Origin of the sequence: Thermoflavimicrobium dichotomicum (assembly GCF_900114055.1) — a bacterium.
Classification (GTDB): Bacteria; Bacillota; Bacilli; order Thermoactinomycetales; family Thermoactinomycetaceae; genus Thermoflavimicrobium; species Thermoflavimicrobium dichotomicum.
In genome coordinates this window covers 1-14,988 of the sequence record NZ_FORR01000011.1, presented here as the reverse complement: position 1 = coordinate 14,988, position 14,988 = coordinate 1, and the positions used below count along the sequence as shown (strand labels likewise).

13 protein-coding genes, 1 rRNA gene and 1 pseudogene are annotated in these 14,988 nt (G+C 42.3%); 2 read left to right on the top strand and 13 right to left on the bottom strand.

The annotated features are described in order from the left end of the window. Positions 1 to 70: 70 nt before the first annotated feature. The 4 genes from BMZ78_RS11450 to BMZ78_RS18550 all read right to left on the bottom strand — a co-directional run bounded on the left by BMZ78_RS11450 (position 71) and on the right by BMZ78_RS18550 (position 4,469). Entirely contained in the window at positions 71 to 1,780 is a 1,710-nt protein-coding gene (locus BMZ78_RS11450) for an ABC transporter permease/substrate binding protein (protein ID WP_093230452.1), read from the bottom strand. Continuing rightward, entirely contained in the window at positions 1,777 to 2,976 is a 1,200-nt protein-coding gene (gene proV / locus BMZ78_RS11445) for a glycine betaine/L-proline ABC transporter ATP-binding protein ProV (RefSeq protein WP_093230451.1), read from the bottom strand. The genes BMZ78_RS11450 and proV overlap by 4 nt, the downstream gene beginning before the upstream one ends. 185 nt (positions 2,977 to 3,161) lie before the next feature. Next, the gene (anmK, locus tag BMZ78_RS11440; RefSeq protein WP_281244565.1) at positions 3,162 to 4,310 is read right to left on the bottom strand and encodes an anhydro-N-acetylmuramic acid kinase AnmK; all 1,149 of its coding nucleotides are present in this window, start codon (positions 4,308 to 4,310) and stop codon (positions 3,162 to 3,164) included. A gap of 6 nt (positions 4,311 to 4,316) precedes the next feature. After that, the gene (locus BMZ78_RS18550; RefSeq protein ID WP_175482431.1) at positions 4,317 to 4,469 is read right to left on the bottom strand and encodes a hypothetical protein; all 153 of its coding nucleotides are present in this window, start codon (positions 4,467 to 4,469) and stop codon (positions 4,317 to 4,319) included. Between the two features lie 220 nt (positions 4,470 to 4,689). Between BMZ78_RS18550 and BMZ78_RS11435 the strand changes: the two genes are divergently transcribed. Both BMZ78_RS11435 and BMZ78_RS11430 read left to right on the top strand, forming a co-directional pair. Next, complete coding sequence (locus BMZ78_RS11435; RefSeq protein ID WP_093230450.1) at positions 4,690 to 5,952, top strand: MFS transporter; 1,263 nt, start codon at positions 4,690 to 4,692, stop codon at positions 5,950 to 5,952. 94 nt (positions 5,953 to 6,046) lie between these two features. Further along, positions 6,047 to 6,517, top strand: coding sequence for a GNAT family N-acetyltransferase (locus tag BMZ78_RS11430; protein WP_093230448.1), 471 nt, complete (start codon positions 6,047 to 6,049; stop codon positions 6,515 to 6,517). Positions 6,518 to 6,645: 128 nt separating this feature from the next. On the opposite strand, the pseudogene BMZ78_RS11425 reads toward BMZ78_RS11430, so the two are convergent. From BMZ78_RS11425 to rrf, 9 genes and pseudogenes are all read right to left on the bottom strand, one after another. Then, positions 6,646 to 7,308 (bottom strand): annotated as a pseudogene (locus BMZ78_RS11425) (ATP-binding cassette domain-containing protein); the annotation flags it as partial. A 122-nt stretch (positions 7,309 to 7,430) separates the two neighbouring features. Further along, a complete protein-coding gene (locus BMZ78_RS11420; protein WP_093230587.1) occupies positions 7,431 to 8,156 on the bottom strand; it encodes an ABC transporter permease subunit in 726 nt (241 codons plus the stop codon). A gap of 73 nt (positions 8,157 to 8,229) precedes the next feature. Continuing rightward, positions 8,230 to 9,357 carry an FMNH2-dependent alkanesulfonate monooxygenase gene (gene ssuD / locus BMZ78_RS11415; RefSeq protein ID WP_093230585.1) on the bottom strand — a complete coding sequence of 376 codons (1,128 nt, stop codon included), beginning with the start codon at positions 9,355 to 9,357 and terminating at the stop codon, positions 8,230 to 8,232. 19 nt (positions 9,358 to 9,376) lie between these two features. Next, a complete protein-coding gene (locus tag BMZ78_RS11410) occupies positions 9,377 to 10,348 on the bottom strand; it encodes a sulfonate ABC transporter substrate-binding protein (RefSeq protein WP_093230445.1) in 972 nt (323 codons plus the stop codon). 199 nt (positions 10,349 to 10,547) lie between these two features. Then, positions 10,548 to 10,745 carry a YezD family protein gene (locus BMZ78_RS11405; protein WP_093230444.1) on the bottom strand — a complete coding sequence of 66 codons (198 nt, stop codon included), beginning with the start codon at positions 10,743 to 10,745 and terminating at the stop codon, positions 10,548 to 10,550. A gap of 308 nt (positions 10,746 to 11,053) precedes the next feature. Then, on the bottom strand, positions 11,054 to 11,956 hold the full coding sequence (locus BMZ78_RS11400; protein WP_093230442.1) for an AEC family transporter: 903 nt from the start codon (positions 11,954 to 11,956) through the stop codon (positions 11,054 to 11,056). Between the two features lie 378 nt (positions 11,957 to 12,334). Further along, a complete protein-coding gene (locus BMZ78_RS11395; RefSeq protein WP_093230441.1) occupies positions 12,335 to 12,598 on the bottom strand; it encodes a hypothetical protein in 264 nt (87 codons plus the stop codon). Between the two features lie 323 nt (positions 12,599 to 12,921). Then, entirely contained in the window at positions 12,922 to 14,379 is a 1,458-nt protein-coding gene (locus BMZ78_RS11390; RefSeq protein WP_093230439.1) for a nicotinamide mononucleotide transporter, read from the bottom strand. Between the two features lie 516 nt (positions 14,380 to 14,895). Further along, a 5S ribosomal RNA gene (rrf, locus tag BMZ78_RS11385) occupies positions 14,896 to 14,988 on the bottom strand; the annotation flags it as partial.

Below are 14,988 nucleotides of genomic sequence, written 5' to 3'. Positions count from 1 at the left end.
TCATTTGGAAAAGGAAAACCGGGTTTATAGAGCGGCCTAAAAGACTCCCCATCTTGTCATTCCATCACCATTATTGTGTCCACTGCTTTACTTTCTCGGGATGCTCGCGGATCCATTCTTCTGCCGCTTGATCCGGTGTCTTTCCTTCCTGTATTTTTAACATGACCTCACCCATATCTTTTTTTGTCCAATAAAAACGATCTAAAATGCGATAAACTTCCGGTTTCTCTTCTTTAAGGCCTTTCCGGGCAATTGTATGAATATTTTCGCCTGTACTATATATTTTCTTGGGGTCTTTCAGGAATTTGAGTTCATATTTGTTAAACTTCCAATGAGGCTCCCAACCAGTGATCACGATCCATTTTTTTTGCTGATAGGCTTTATCCAGTGAGGCTGTCATAGCCTTGTCAGATCCGGCAACCAGTTGAAAATCAAGCCCGTACTCCTTTAATGCCTTTTCCGTACTCTGCATGATGCCTGATCCTGGTTCGATCCCGATAATCTTTCCTTCAAATCGACCCTTATTGGCATTCAGGTCTTCGATCGATTGGATCGACACATACTTGGGAACAACCAGGCCCAAATAGGTGTCTCTTAGATTGACTCCAAGGTCTTCATACTGGCCTTTGTATCTGTCTGCATAGGATTTGCTGGTAGCAGGCAACCAAGCCGCTACATGTGCATCTGCTGAACCAGAAGCCACCCCTGCCCACATCGGTCCGGCCTCTGTTTCGATCAGTTCCACCTGATAGCCCTGTTTCTCTAACACTTTTTTGACCACATGCGTACTGGCAACTTCTGAATCCCAATTCACATAAGTGAGCTTCACCTGTTTATCGTTATCCCCTATGGGGTTATAAGCCAAAACAGACAGCCCTACCAACACCAGGCCAATTGCACCTGCCAACCAATTTCTCCATCGGCCCAACCGGCTCGCATGTCTTTCATCTTTTTTGGTGACTTTCCCCATGTTTTGGGTCACTCGGTCCAATACAATGGCAATAATCACAATGGCCAGCCCTGCTTCAAATCCTTTTCCGACTTGCAGACGGGATATGGCGTTCAGAACCTTGTTTCCCAATCCACCTGCACCAATCATGGAACTGATGACGACCATAGACAGGGATAGCATTATCGTCTGGTTAATCCCTGCCAAAATCGTCGACTTGGCCAAGGGTATTTCGACTTTCATCAATCTCTGCCAAGAGGTGGCACCAAACGCATGAGCCACTTCTTTTAACTCCTCCGCTACTTGTCTCAGCCCCAGGCTGGTCATGCGAATGGTTGGAGGCATCGCAAAAATCACGGAGGCAATTACAGCTGGAACAGGTCCCAAAGCAAAGAAAAACACGGCCGGAATCAAGTAAACGAATGCGGGCATGGTCTGCATCAAATCCAAAACGGGAAAAAGAATTTTCTTGACTCTCTCACTTCGCCCCGCCCACAATCCCAAAGGGATTCCAATAATCACCGAGAGCAAGGTCGACGTCAGTACGAGAGCCAGAGTTTCTACACTTGCACTCCATAACCCAAGATGAACGATGAATAAAAAGCCGAGCAAAGTAAAAAGAGCGATACGAAAACGGCTAAACAGCCAAACCAACAACGTCAGCAAAATAATCATGTAAATAGGGGGCAGTGTCGTTAACAGCCGCTCAAAAAATCGGGTGGTTGGTTCAATGATTCCACTGATTAAAGCAAAAAAGGGAGCAAAGTACGTTTGCAGCCACTTAACGAGCGCATCCACCCACTCTGCAACTGGAAGGCGTGGCAGGTTCATCCTTCATCACCCCCCTGTCCGGCCAAAGCATCCAATATGGCTCCTCGTCCCACGATTCCCAGTACGCGTTTGTTCTCATCCAGTACGACAGCAGGATAAGTCGAGTCCATTTGGGCCATTTGATTCAATATTTCTTGCAAAGGTGTATTTTTTTCTATTTGTATGATCTCATCTTCCATTACATCCTCCAAGGATAGACCGGCTTCCACTGCCTTTTTGGCCTGTTCAGCGCTAATCATGCCTTTAAAGTGGCGATGGCGATCCATTAGCACTAATGTAGGAATTCCTTTATCCCTCATAATCTTTAACGCAACCCGCGGTCCATCCTTTCCCAAAACGATCGACTCCCCTTTTTGCATCACTGCTTCCGCTGTTAACACTTTCACCCGGTTCACATCTTCAACAAATCGCTCCACATATTCATTCGCAGGATTTCGAAGGATTTCTTCGGGTGTACCGATCTGAACAATTTCCCCATCTCGCATCAAAGCAATTCGATCACCGATACGCAAGGCTTCATCCAGATCATGGGTAATAAAAATAATTGTTTTATGCATATTCTGTTGCAAATCCAGCAACTCATCCTGCATGTCCTTGCGAATCAAAGGGTCCAGCGCACTAAAAGCCTCATCCATCAGTAAAATCTCCGGATCATTGGCCAGAGCACGTGCCAAACCGACTCGTTGTTGCATTCCACCACTCAGTTGATCGGGATAACTTTCTGCCCAATTTTCCAATCCTACCAAACTTAAAGCTTTTAAAGCTTTTTGTTTTCGTTCCTCGGAAGGAATTCCCTGCACTTCCAATCCAAACTCCACATTGGATAAAACACTGCGATGTGGTAAAAGAGCAAACTTTTGAAACACCATACTGATTTTTTTGCGACGAACTTCTCTCAACTTTTCTGCCGACATACTGACAAGATCTTCGCCATCAATCAGTACCTGACCGGCCGTTGGTTCGATCAGGCGGTTCAACATACGAAGCAGTGTGGACTTTCCGCTTCCAGACAAGCCCATGATGACAAAAATTTCTCCGCTTTCTACTGCAAAATTGGCTCGATTGACGCCAACGGTTGCTCCGGTTTCTTCCAAAATCTCCCGTTTACTTTTTCCTTGGTCCAACAATTTGAGAGCCTTCTTACTCCCTTTTCCAAAAATTTTCGTCAAATTTTTTACCACTATGGGATTAGCCAATCGATTTCCCTCCTATCTATTTATGTGTTTCCCGAGAAAATAACAAAATATACCGGATTGCCTGGACTTCTGAAAACAAAAAAAGACAAAGCATTGTTGCAAAGCTTCCCAACTGACCTGGAACAAAACCGGTTGGCTCAACACTTTGCAAGCACAGCTTTGTCCTACGGATATACCCTCAATGTTTAACCACGAGGCGCAGGTGTAATGTTGCCAAGAATCACCCGTTTCTTGGCTCCTGTGGCTTTTGGAACATTGGCTGGCTGGTTATGTAATGTCTCATTGGCCAAAATCGCAAAAGCAATCGCCTCCTTAGCTGCTGATGAGTAACCCAGATCTTCCTGGGTGACCACTTTGCAATCCGGCAGAAGACTTGCCATCATCTTTAGCAAAGTGCGATTATACGCTCCTCCTCCACTAACGACGACTTCCTCGATTTCATATTGAGGAAAAATAAACCGCTGATAACTGTCCACAATGGACTGAGCTGTAAACATGGTCACTGTCGCCACCAAGTCTTCACTGGGCAAAAACCCCCATTTGGCCAATAGCGTTGAAACATACTCCTCGCCAAACAGCTCCCGGCCCGTGGATTTGGGTGGATGTTCAGCAAAATAGGGATGAGACATGCATTCAGCTAGCAGTGGTTCATGGACCTGTCCCCTGGCAGCGATCTGGCCGTCTTCATCATATGGTTTGCCAAAGAGTCTTTGACAAATCGCATCAATAATCATATTGCCAGGGCCGGTATCAAAGGCAAACACATCTTCAAACTCTGCTTCTTTTGGGATGACAGTCACATTTCCAATACCGCCGATATTTTGCAATGCCCGCCCATCACTGCTCCGAAAAAGTAAAAAATCGGTATAGGGAACAAGCGGGGCCCCCTGTCCGCCGGCAGCCATGTCCATCGTACGGAAATTAGAGACCACACAAGTTTCAGTCTCATAAGCAATCACTGCGGGTTCGCCAATTTGCAAGGTGGATGGTACTTCATCACTTCCTTCCGGAAAAGGAAGATGAAAGATGGTCTGACCGTGTGAACCAATAAAATCCAAATCTTTTGGATCCACCCTCGCTTTTTCACAAACTTTTTTCACCGCTTCTGCAAACAAATAGCCCAATTTAAAATTAAGGCTGGTAATAAGGCGGACGGAAGAAAATTCGACTGAACAAGCATCCTGTATCTCTTTTCGAATCGTATCTGAAAACGGACAGGTTACAAATTCAATCAACTTCACTTTGGTTGATGTTCCAGAACCTTGTATCTCTACCAAAGCCGCATCAATTCCATCCAGCGAAGTTCCTGACATCAGCCCCACAGCTAAAGCCAATCCACATCACCCTTCCGATTGAATGTAACCATTTTCACCTACATATTTCCACCATTTTTGCATGCTTACACTGGATGTGATCCAGCAGCAGATCGGAAATTTTGGAGCGATACCTGCCCACCCGATATGGCATACAGGTGCAGAAACGGTCTTCTTCATATCCAAAAAACCTGCACGGACAAGCGTGCAAATAACAATATGGGAATTAACTGTTAAAAGTCAATAAAAATTTGGGAAAGGAATATCAGTAATCCATCGAAAAAATATCGGTAAATTCCTAATCCAGTAATAGTACGGACTACTATAAATTTCTTGACACATAAACTAACTAAAAGTACTATTTAACAAAAATCTATCTTCCAGGAGCTGAAAAATAGATATGGCGGAATCACCTGAAGAGAATACAAGCTCATCTATTCAAAGATTCGTCGAACCATTCCGAACGTCTCGTAATTTTACAGCTCTTTGGGCTGGTCAGACCTTATCTCAATTTGGCGATGCGGTCTTATGGGTTGTACTTCCTTTATGTGTGTACTCCCTAAGACAATCCACTCTGGATATGGGGTGGATAATGGGACTTCTTATGCTCCCACAAGTCGTACTTTTGCCTTTTGCCGGAATCATCGTTGATCGCATGTCACGTTCAAAACTCATGATGATTACCGAATCAATTCGATTTGTATTAACAGGCATTCTCGCCCTTTTGAGTTTATTGAACGATTTGTCTATGACGACCCTGTCGATTTTTGTAGTAATGTACGGAATAATGAATGCCTTGTTCCAACCGGCTTGTCAAGCTGCACGTGCTCAAATATTTACAGTTGACATTCGAAATGCAGCTTTATCCCTATCGCAAATCAGTCAGGAGTTTGCTCGCCTGACAGGCCCAATCCTGGGTGGAGTCATCGTAGGATTTATTTCTGTTGGTGCAGGGTTCGGGATCGTTGCAGCAATGTTACTGATATCCGTTGTTGCACTGACCTTCCTCAGAATCGAAAAACCAATTTATAAGCCTAATAACAATTCATCGATTCTTCGTAATTTTATGCATGATTTGTTGGGAGGAGTTGTAGAGGTTCGAAAACACCCATGGCTTTGGATTACGATTCTCGCATTCACAGTAATAAACATTGCAAGTACTGGCCTAACAGCCATTCTCTTACCATGGTTAGTCAAGGTTCATTTGAATCTTCCAGATACCAGTTACGGTTTGGTTACTAGTGCTGCAGGTGTCGGAGCAATTATTGCTGCATTTTTCTACGGGCGAAAGAATAAACAACGTCGTCGGGGGTATATTGGATATATTTGCATTTTAATCTATGCTGCTGGTTTAACTTGTCTTGCTTTTGCCAATACCACAGTTGAATTGATGAGCTTAATAGCAGTCGCCAACGGAGCGATCATGATATTTATGTTAATTTGGGAGGCCACCCTACAGGAACTAGTACCTGAGGAGTCATATGGCCGTGTTGCTAGCCTGGATTTATTTGGGTCATGGATATTACTACCGGTTGGAAATGTCATTAGTGGTTGGCTTGCAGATCAGATTGGTGGAATAGAGACGATTCTTTTTGAAGGTACATTCATGTTTTGCGTAGCTTTGGGTGTACTACTCATTCCCGCTATACGGAAATTTAATTAAAGAATTCTGCAAACAAATGATTTCAAAAAAATACAATGGGACAAGTTTCATTCGTGATCGAATGAATGAAGAAATAAAACGGAAGGAGTTTTTTATGCTGGTAAGAAATGTCCGGGAATCCGATTATTCTTACATAATCACGCGCGTCAATGAGTGGTGGGGCGGCAGACAGATGTTTCAGAAGCTTCCTCGACTGTTTTTTTCTCATTTTCAGGAAACATCTTTTATCATAGAAGATAAAAATCAAATTGTTGCCTTTCTGATTGGCTTTATCTCTCAAACCCATCCCAATGAAGCATATATTCATTTTGTTGGTGTTCATCCTGATGAACGCAAGAAAGGTTATGCCCGTAAACTGTATCACCATTTTTTTGAAGTGATCAAACAGAGAGGCTGTAACATCATCAAATGTGTGACTTCTCCCATTAATAAAACATCGATTGCCTTTCATACAAAAATGGGCTTTGCCATAGTCGAAAGCGATATAGAAATCGATGGCATTTCTGTGCAAAAAGATTATGATGGCCCCGGCCAGGACCGTGTTGTATTTCAAAAAATCATTTAAATAAAAAACATGTCGGACAGAAAAGGTTTATGTCCGGCATGTTTTTTTCACATTTACGGTAGAATACATCCTATTACCAAAAAAACATTCACATCACAAAATGTTGATCCTTGGGCACATTCTCGAAATCATATAACCTGATTTTGACGAGAGTCTATATGATCGTTTTCCTCCACCAGTAACTTACTCAAAATCACCTTTTCCAACTGGAGAAAATGACTGTTTCTCTCCCGTGGACGTGGTAACGGAACACGTAGATCCAGCGCCACTCTTCCCTCTTCAATCATGATGATCCGATCAGCCAAGGTAACGGCTTCCGTTACATCATGAGTAACCAGAAGAGATGTGAATTTTTGTTCTCTCCATAACTTTTCAATCAAAGATTGCATTTTGATTCGAGTCAAGGCATCCAAAGCTCCCAGCGGTTCATCCAATAATAACAGTTTGGGTTTTCCCGCCAAGGCTCTGGCAAGTGCCACTCTTTGTTTTTGTCCCCCAGACAAGACGGACGGCCATGCTTCTGCACGATCAGCAAGCCCTACCTCTTGAAGCGCCTCTCGAGCAATCTCGATCGAACCGGATCTGACCCCGATCCGAACATTGTCGAGCACCTTTTTCCATGGAAGAAGGCGTGCATCTTGAAAGAGAACCCGTATCTCTTTGTGAACCCCATTTATCTTCTGGTTATCAATCAGAATCTCTCCGTCCGTCGGTTCTTCCAATCCAGCGATCAACCGTAACAAGGTACTCTTTCCGCAACCGCTTCGTCCAACAATGGCAACAAATTCTCCAGGTTCGATCTCTAAATCAATCCCTTTCAGCACTTGTAACTGTCCAAAATGTTTCGTCACAGAGCGTATGCTTAAATCAAGCCCCTTATCCGTTGACACCTGATACCAACCTCCCTTCAGCTTCAGTTCATGATCGTTTTTCGATAGTGATGGTGCCACTGTAACCATTTTCTTTCCATTAAAGAAGCGATCCAGTCCGATAATTTACCCAGTAAAGCATAAAGAAGAATACTCAATACAACAACATCCATCTGCATAAATTCTCTGGCATTCATCGCCATGTATCCAATACCAGAGTCAGCCGAAATCGTCTCTGCCACAATCAGTGTCAGCCACATAATTCCCAACGCATAGCGTATTCCCACCAGAATCGAAGAAAGCGCTCCAGGAAGAATGACTTGCCAAAAAAGCTTCCATCCTCTCAATCCATAGACCTTTCCCATTTCAATCAAACCAGGATCCACCGAACGCATTCCATGAAATGTGTTTAGATAGACAGGGAAGAAAACGCCCAATGAGACAAGAAATACCTTTGCTTCTTCACCAATTCCAAACCAAAGGATAACCAGTGGAATCATAGCCAGGTGCGGAATATTGCGGATCATCTGAATGGATGAATCAGTCAATTTTTCTGCAATACGGGATAACCCGTTCAAAATCCCCAGAGTAAAGCCGATACTGCCGCCGATGAGGAAGCCCAGAAAAGCCCTTCCTGTACTTGCCTGAATAAACGACAAAAGTTCTCCTTTTTCGGTTAATTGGATCGCGGCTTTCAGTACTTCTGACGGTGTGGGCAGAACCTGGTTCGAAATAAGACCGTATTGACCTAGTATCTGCCAGAGAACCATCACCAGTACAGGAATGCCCCAAGGGGCCAGAGATTGAAGGGATAGCTGTTTCAATGCAGATCTCCTCCTTTGCTTAGTTCGGTATCTTATTATTGGCAATGATCTCACCAAATGGACTCATATACATCTGTCCTGTTACGTTTTTCTGTTGAGACAGAGGCAATCGTGGAAAGAGTAATTCAGCCACACGATAGGCCTCTTCCAAATGGGGATAGCCAGATAAAATAAAGGTCTCGATTCCCAGTTCGGCATATTCTTTCATTCTTTCTGCCACTGTATCAGGATCACCGACAAGAGCGGTCCCAGCCCCTCCTCGAACTAAACCAACACCTGCCCATAAGTTGGGGCTTATTTCCAATGAGGAACGATCCCCCTTATGCAATTGAGTCATCCTCCGCTGACCTTCCGAATCAAAACGCGAGAATATTTGCTGGGCGGTTTCAACCGTCTCATCATCTACATATTGAATCAATTCATTGGCCGCTTCCCATGCTTCTCTTTCCGTCTCACGCACAATGACATGCAGCCGAATGCCAAATCGGACTGTTCGATTCCTCTCTGCTGCCAATCGACGGACTTTCTCAATTTTTTCGGCTACTTGCTGTGGTGGTTCACCCCAGGTCAGATATACATCGATGTGTTTGGCTGCTACCTGCTGGGCGATGGGTGAAGAACCTCCAAAGTATAACGGAGGATAGGGTGACTGTAGAGGCGGAAACAATACTTTTCCACCTTTGACGCGAAGATGGGTTCCCTCAAAATGAACCTCATCTCCTTCCAATGCCTGACGCCAGATCGTCAAAAACTCATCAGTCAATTCGTATCGAGCATCATGTTCCAAAAATAATCCATCTCCAGCCAGCTCAACGGGATCTCCTCCTGTAACCACATTGAGCAATAATCGGCCATTCGATAGCCGATCAAATGTGGATGCCATTCGGGCTGCAATCAAGGGGGACATGAACCCCGGTCGCAGCGCAATCAGGAATTTCAATCTCTCGGTTACGGAAATCAAGGAGGAACCTACAATCCATGCATCTTCGCAAGCCATTCCTGTCGGGATCAACACACCTTCATACCCCAGATGATCGGCTGCTTGCGCAATTTGTTTCAGATAAGCGTAGTCAATGGCTCTTCCTCCCCTATTGGTTCCTAAATAACGGCCATCTCCATGTGTCGGTAAAAACCAGAAAATGTTCATATTCATCAATCCTTCCTGACTATCTGATATCTAACACAGCATCCTTTACCTTGATCGCTTTTGGAATCAATCCCAGTTTCAAGAAGGTTTCCGCTACTTTTTGCTGTTCAGCAATCACTTGATTACTCATTTTCTGTACTCCATAATTTCGTCTCTTTGCCGCTACTTCCAGAGACTTCACATCAATTCCCAGCTGAGGAGACAGAAGTTCGGCCAATTGATGCGGATTTTTTTCTGCCCACTTCGCTGTTTTTTCCAATTCAGCAAAAATAGTGGGAATGAGATCCCGATGTGTTTGTATAAATTGGCGTGAAGCCAAATAAAATTCATAGTTGGACACAGTCTGCTGACCGTCAGCCAGAATTCGCGCCTGTGTCACTGTTTGTGCTGCTGCAAAATACGGATCCCAGATCACCCAGGCATCTACACTTCCCCGTTCAAAAGCGGCTCTTGCATCGGCAGGGGGTAAATATCTGGGTTGAATATCTTTATATTTCAGCCCTGCTTTTTCCAATTGCTTAACCAGCAGGTAATGGACATTGGAACCTTTGTTCAATGCGACTTTCTTTCCTTTTAAATCACTTACTTTCTGAATGGATGACTGTTTATGCACAAGAATCGCTTCACTCTTTGGGCTAGCTGGCTCATGTCCCAAATAAACCAATGGTGCTCCCGCCGCTTGAGCAAAAATAGGAGGCGCTTCTCCGGTATGTCCCAAATCGATTTCGCCCACACGTAAGGCTTCCAACAGCTGAGGCCCACCCGGAAACTCTGTCCACTTGATGCTATACCCCAAAGCGGCCAGGCGCTTCTCCAGTGTTCCTTTTGCTTTTAAAATGTTGAGGGTGCCATATTTCTGATAACCGATCCGGATCGTCTTTTGATTGCCTGTATCACTGGATTGCTTGCTTTCGGCCTGATGACCACAGCCTGCTAAAGCGATGACCAATAGGAATAGAAGAAATCCAAAAACATACTTTCTGATTTTCATGTAACTCCACCATCCTTTTCCTTGATCTATCTGAATTTTTCCTGTGTCGTCAAAAAAGCAGATGAAAAATAAAAGACTTCCACTATTCTTTTTCTAGCAAGAAAAGAACGATGGAAGTCTCCGGTGGTCCGGTCGACAGTTTCTATCTTTAAGTTCATCGGTTTTGATAAAGTGTTCATATCCTCTGATTTCGTATCATCTATAATCCAACAAAACGATTTTTCGCAGCAGACTGCTTACGTTCTAATGAAAAACGCTGTTTTTCAGTACGTTCAATCTGAGTAATCTGTGAATCATGAACAGTAATTTGGATAGACCCGTACTCCAGACCTTTCAAAGCATCAAGAATGGCCTGTATACGTGCATCATCCATGTTCAGCTCCTTTTTCTGGACCATGCTCCCCCTCCTTATGGTGTATTCTTTCTTCAAGTGATATACAATAATTCGATAATTCCTATAAGATTACTTTGATTTATGAGTAAAAATATCATATTTATTGTTAATAGTCAATTATCTATTTCACATAACCAACCATTCTTTTTCATTCAGGACACTGTGCTTCAAGCACCTTTCAGAAAAACAAATGAGGCTCTCCCGATCAGGAAAACCGGCATATAACGGATACATCAACAAGCTTCTTTCCCTTTCAGGAAAACCTCCAGTTGTCTGGTCGGTTTTATATAAAAGTGAACGGATATGTTTAGTTATGAAAGCAAAAGAAGTAACACAGGTAAAGTGACCAAACTTAGATTGGTACTCAGCAACGTTGCCCCAGAAACCAATTCCGGTTCTGTCTCATACTGCAACGCATACATCGTGGTATTCGCAGCGGTTGGCATAGCGGCCATGACAATCATGATCTCTTTTAACAAATCCGGAATCGGCCAAAAAGATACAAGAGCAAACGCAACGATCGGTGACAGCACTAAACGAATAACCAAAGATAAACTGATTTTTTCCCAGGAAATTTTACGTAGAGAAATCTTTGCTAACTGCATTCCCAGCACAATCATAATCGTAGGAATGGCTGCATCCGCAATCATATCAATACTTTGTAACATTGGCTTACTCAAGGGGATATGCATATACTGAAATACTAGACCAGCAATCGCTCCATAAACAATCGGCATGCGGACAACCTGGCGTAACGCAGCCTGCACGTCATTATGTTTCACACTTCCTTTGGCGGCATAATATACACCAATCGTGCACATCACCAACTGTTGTATCACCATCATTGCAACCGCATAGTGAAAACCGGCTGTCCCATAGACAAACAGGACCAGTGGTGTTCCATAGTTTCCATTATTCATAAAAGCAGAAGCCAATACCAAACCACATGTTTCTTGTTTATTATATTTTCTGATCCAACCAATCAAATAAACCACAACAATTAAAATAAAACAAAGTAAAAGTGAGTATAAACAAATATAAAGATATTCCATCGTTAATTTATTTTGATAAAAAGCCCGAAAAGTAAGAAACGGTGACAGCAAATAGAGGGACATGGTCGATAACGTCTTGGTGTCAAAGCCGATGCATTTTTGTCCAAGATATCCAACTCCAAAAATAAAAAAAATGGGTACTAAGACTTCTAAAATAACCATCTCTTACACCATCTCCAGCTGTAACATTTGGAAAAGCCCGGCTTAAATAGCCAGGCTTGCATTTCTTCTATTCATTCATCACAATTAACTTTTCTCTAACTATCTCTTCCATTGTATAAGCTGGACCTTCTCTACCATTTCTACTGTTTTTCCCACCGCTATACAGCAGATGGAAACATGACACGCAAATCCTTCGTCCATCATGAAACCGCGATTTCCATTTCTTCGGCTACCTACCAAACTTATTTTAATCATACATCAAATCGTGTAATTTAGGCAATAACACCAATAGGAATACATATGGTTTGATACCAAACATAGAAAAAAAGCACCTGTATTCCACCATGCCGATACAGGGGAAACAGGTGCCGGGTTTACTCAGGAAACCTGGTTACTCAATTTCTTATTATGTCGCTGAACAGCAATGACGGCCCAAATACAACAAACAATATGAACGATCGGTACCAAAAATGGCGCCAGGAAAAACGTAAATAAAAGTACAAACAACTCAACACAGATCATAATGATGCCACCCAGAACAGTTGCATAGAGTAAACCCAATCCGCCAAAAATAATCGTTAAAATTAAAGCTAACCCGACACTCTTTTGGTTTACAACGACAATGGGACGTTGTGGATCCATTAGAGCCCCCTCCCTTAATAAGGAGATTGTTTATTATTCAATTCTATTCTTATTTTATCAAAAATATAATAAATTCGGAACTATTATATTGAAATTTCTTTCTGAAATTTGGTAGATTATTTGCTCTCCATTTCCACCCCTTTTCTGCTAATGGTTGTTCACTTTTTTATATGCGGACATTCTGGTAGTAGCGGGTATCTCGCTGAAAATATAAAAGTATTGCTTGATATGAATAACATTAAAAAAGTGTTTGTTGTAGGAAAACTATTAAAGGACATTTAGAAAGCTGTCGGGGATCGCTCGACAGCTTTTTTGGATGTATTTTATTGAACCGCATTCTTTTTCCATTGAAAATAACCATAGATGGATACGATAATCATTGAACAATCAGACATGATTCTTGGAATATCATAAACATTTAAATCCTCTTCGTTCGTAATATCTAAAATCATTGAAATGATATAATATGCAATAAAAACAGGCCAGCCATGTGCACTTCTTCGAATCAACAAAAACATGCCTAAAGTTATCCCCATTTCCAATCCATCAAAAAGTAAACCCCTATATTCCGTTGCCATATCCTTGACCAAAAAGTAACATATGCCTATAGCCAAATAGATAACCACTATCAGAATGGTAACCTTGGTTGACAACGATTTTTTCCCCTTATAAGAAGAACGAAACCAAAAAAACCAGCCATAGAGACTTATCATGATGAGAGATATATCTCGCAATAAAGGTACTACATCATGATATAAGTCGAAAAAATAATATGAGACGAGTATTATCTTCATGATTCCTGCCAGAATGCTAAACAAAAAGCCCCAATAATTTTGGCGAGCCAGTAAATAAGCTGCTAAATATGGGCTCCACCGATACAACATATCTCGTCCCCAATCAATCCAATACGTCAAATCGAATGTTAAATAATCTACAATTTCTACTCCAACTAACAAGGCGAGAAAAATGGCGAAATGTTGGATATTTAACGTCGACTTCATTGATTCAGACACTAAATCCAGGATCACTTTCTCCTTTGTTTTTTCCGGCTGTTCTTTTTTTGGTTGGGTGGATTCATGTTGCTCCAACCATTTCTGTGCTTCTGCATGTCCCTGTTTCGCTGCCTTTGTTAACCATTGGATTGCTTCAGATGGATTTTTCTTGATCTCACGCCCATGGAGCAATCGCTCTCCCAATTCTGCCATCGCTTCCACCACATTTTGCTCAGCCGCTTGTCTTAACCATCTCTCTCCTTCCTGAGCATTCGGCAAAAACATTTCTCCTTGATAGAAACACCGACTTAAACGATACATGGCTAACGCATGTCCCTTATTGGCTGCCTGAATCAGCCACTGGAGTCCATCGAACCGATTCTGCTCATGCTCTGTCTCTTCAAACAGACGGCATCCGAGTGTATACATGGCTTCTACATCACCGGATTCAGCTGCTTGTACCAAAGCTTCTCCTTCATTCAAAGGTTCTTGTTCTCTGACCTGTTCTGTTTTTTCTATGATTTCATCCTTCTTTTCATCTTCTTTTATCTTTTCACCCGTTGACAAAGAAAAGATCCGTAAATTATACTCCTGCCTCTTTTGTTTATCCAATAAGATTGTTTGTGCTTCTTCCAATAAACGAAGGCGGCGCTCTGCTTCGATCCGTTTCTCAAAATTCGGCGAATTGATTCGATGGTTCCAGATACGAAATTGCTTGTGCAGTGCTTGCCGGATGATCTCTTCATCATCGGTGGGGGATATTTCCAATAACAAATAATAATTATGCATATTCAACACCTTTCTGCCTAAATCAGTTGCTTATCGTGGTTGTTGTCAAAAATGACTCGATCTAAAAATGGTACTGACCCTATTTCTCTGTCATTTCATCTAGCCTGTTTGAGCCAAAGCCTTGATTGTTAATTCATGTTCACCCATAATATTGCTTTGAGATCATTTCGAAATGAATTAAATTCAAATATCAACCATTATCCAATATATACCAATAATTAGCCTCTCACTTTAAGAATAAATGATTGTTTAAATAAACATGTATCTCTTTATCATTTGAGATTGTATTTAGATTTATATGAAATTTTATCATATAATTATTGATTTATTCAATCTTTTGACTTTCATTCGTTTACTCATTCATCCATTTTATTTCTTTAAATATCTCAACACAATTATATGATTCTCAGATCATCGATCTCTTTTTGCACTAACAAAATAAAGTACTTGCATGTACATCAATAGGTACGTATAAAAAAGAGAACCAAGCAGAAAATGTGCTTGGTTCTTCGCATTGCCTGGCAACGACCTACTCTCCCAGGGGTCTTCACCCCAAGTACCATCGGCGCTGGAGGGCTTAACTTCCGTGTTCGGGATGGGAACGGGTGG

Excerpts from the sequence above, each read along its gene's own strand:
- BMZ78_RS11400 (WP_093230442.1), bottom strand. The coding sequence starts at position 11,956 with ATGGTTATTTTAGAAGTCTTAGTACCCATTTTTTTTATTTTTGGAGTT.
- BMZ78_RS11430 (WP_093230448.1), top strand. The coding sequence starts at position 6,047 with ATGCTGGTAAGAAATGTCCGGGAATCCGATTATTCTTACATAATCACG.
- BMZ78_RS11435 (WP_093230450.1), top strand. The coding sequence starts at position 4,690 with ATGGCGGAATCACCTGAAGAGAATACAAGCTCATCTATTCAAAGATTC.
- BMZ78_RS11390 (WP_093230439.1), bottom strand. The coding sequence starts at position 14,379 with ATGCATAATTATTATTTGTTATTGGAAATATCCCCCACCGATGATGAA.
- ssuD (WP_093230585.1), bottom strand. The coding sequence starts at position 9,357 with ATGAACATTTTCTGGTTTTTACCGACACATGGAGATGGCCGTTATTTA.
- BMZ78_RS11450 (WP_093230452.1), bottom strand. The coding sequence starts at position 1,780 with ATGAACCTGCCACGCCTTCCAGTTGCAGAGTGGGTGGATGCGCTCGTT.
- BMZ78_RS11405 (WP_093230444.1), bottom strand. The coding sequence starts at position 10,745 with ATGGTCCAGAAAAAGGAGCTGAACATGGATGATGCACGTATACAGGCC.
- BMZ78_RS18550 (WP_175482431.1), bottom strand. The coding sequence starts at position 4,469 with ATGAAGAAGACCGTTTCTGCACCTGTATGCCATATCGGGTGGGCAGGT.
- BMZ78_RS11395 (WP_093230441.1), bottom strand. The coding sequence starts at position 12,598 with ATGGATCCACAACGTCCCATTGTCGTTGTAAACCAAAAGAGTGTCGGG.
- BMZ78_RS11420 (WP_093230587.1), bottom strand. The coding sequence starts at position 8,156 with ATGGTTCTCTGGCAGATACTAGGTCAATACGGTCTTATTTCGAACCAG.
- BMZ78_RS11410 (WP_093230445.1), bottom strand. The coding sequence starts at position 10,348 with ATGAAAATCAGAAAGTATGTTTTTGGATTTCTTCTATTCCTATTGGTC.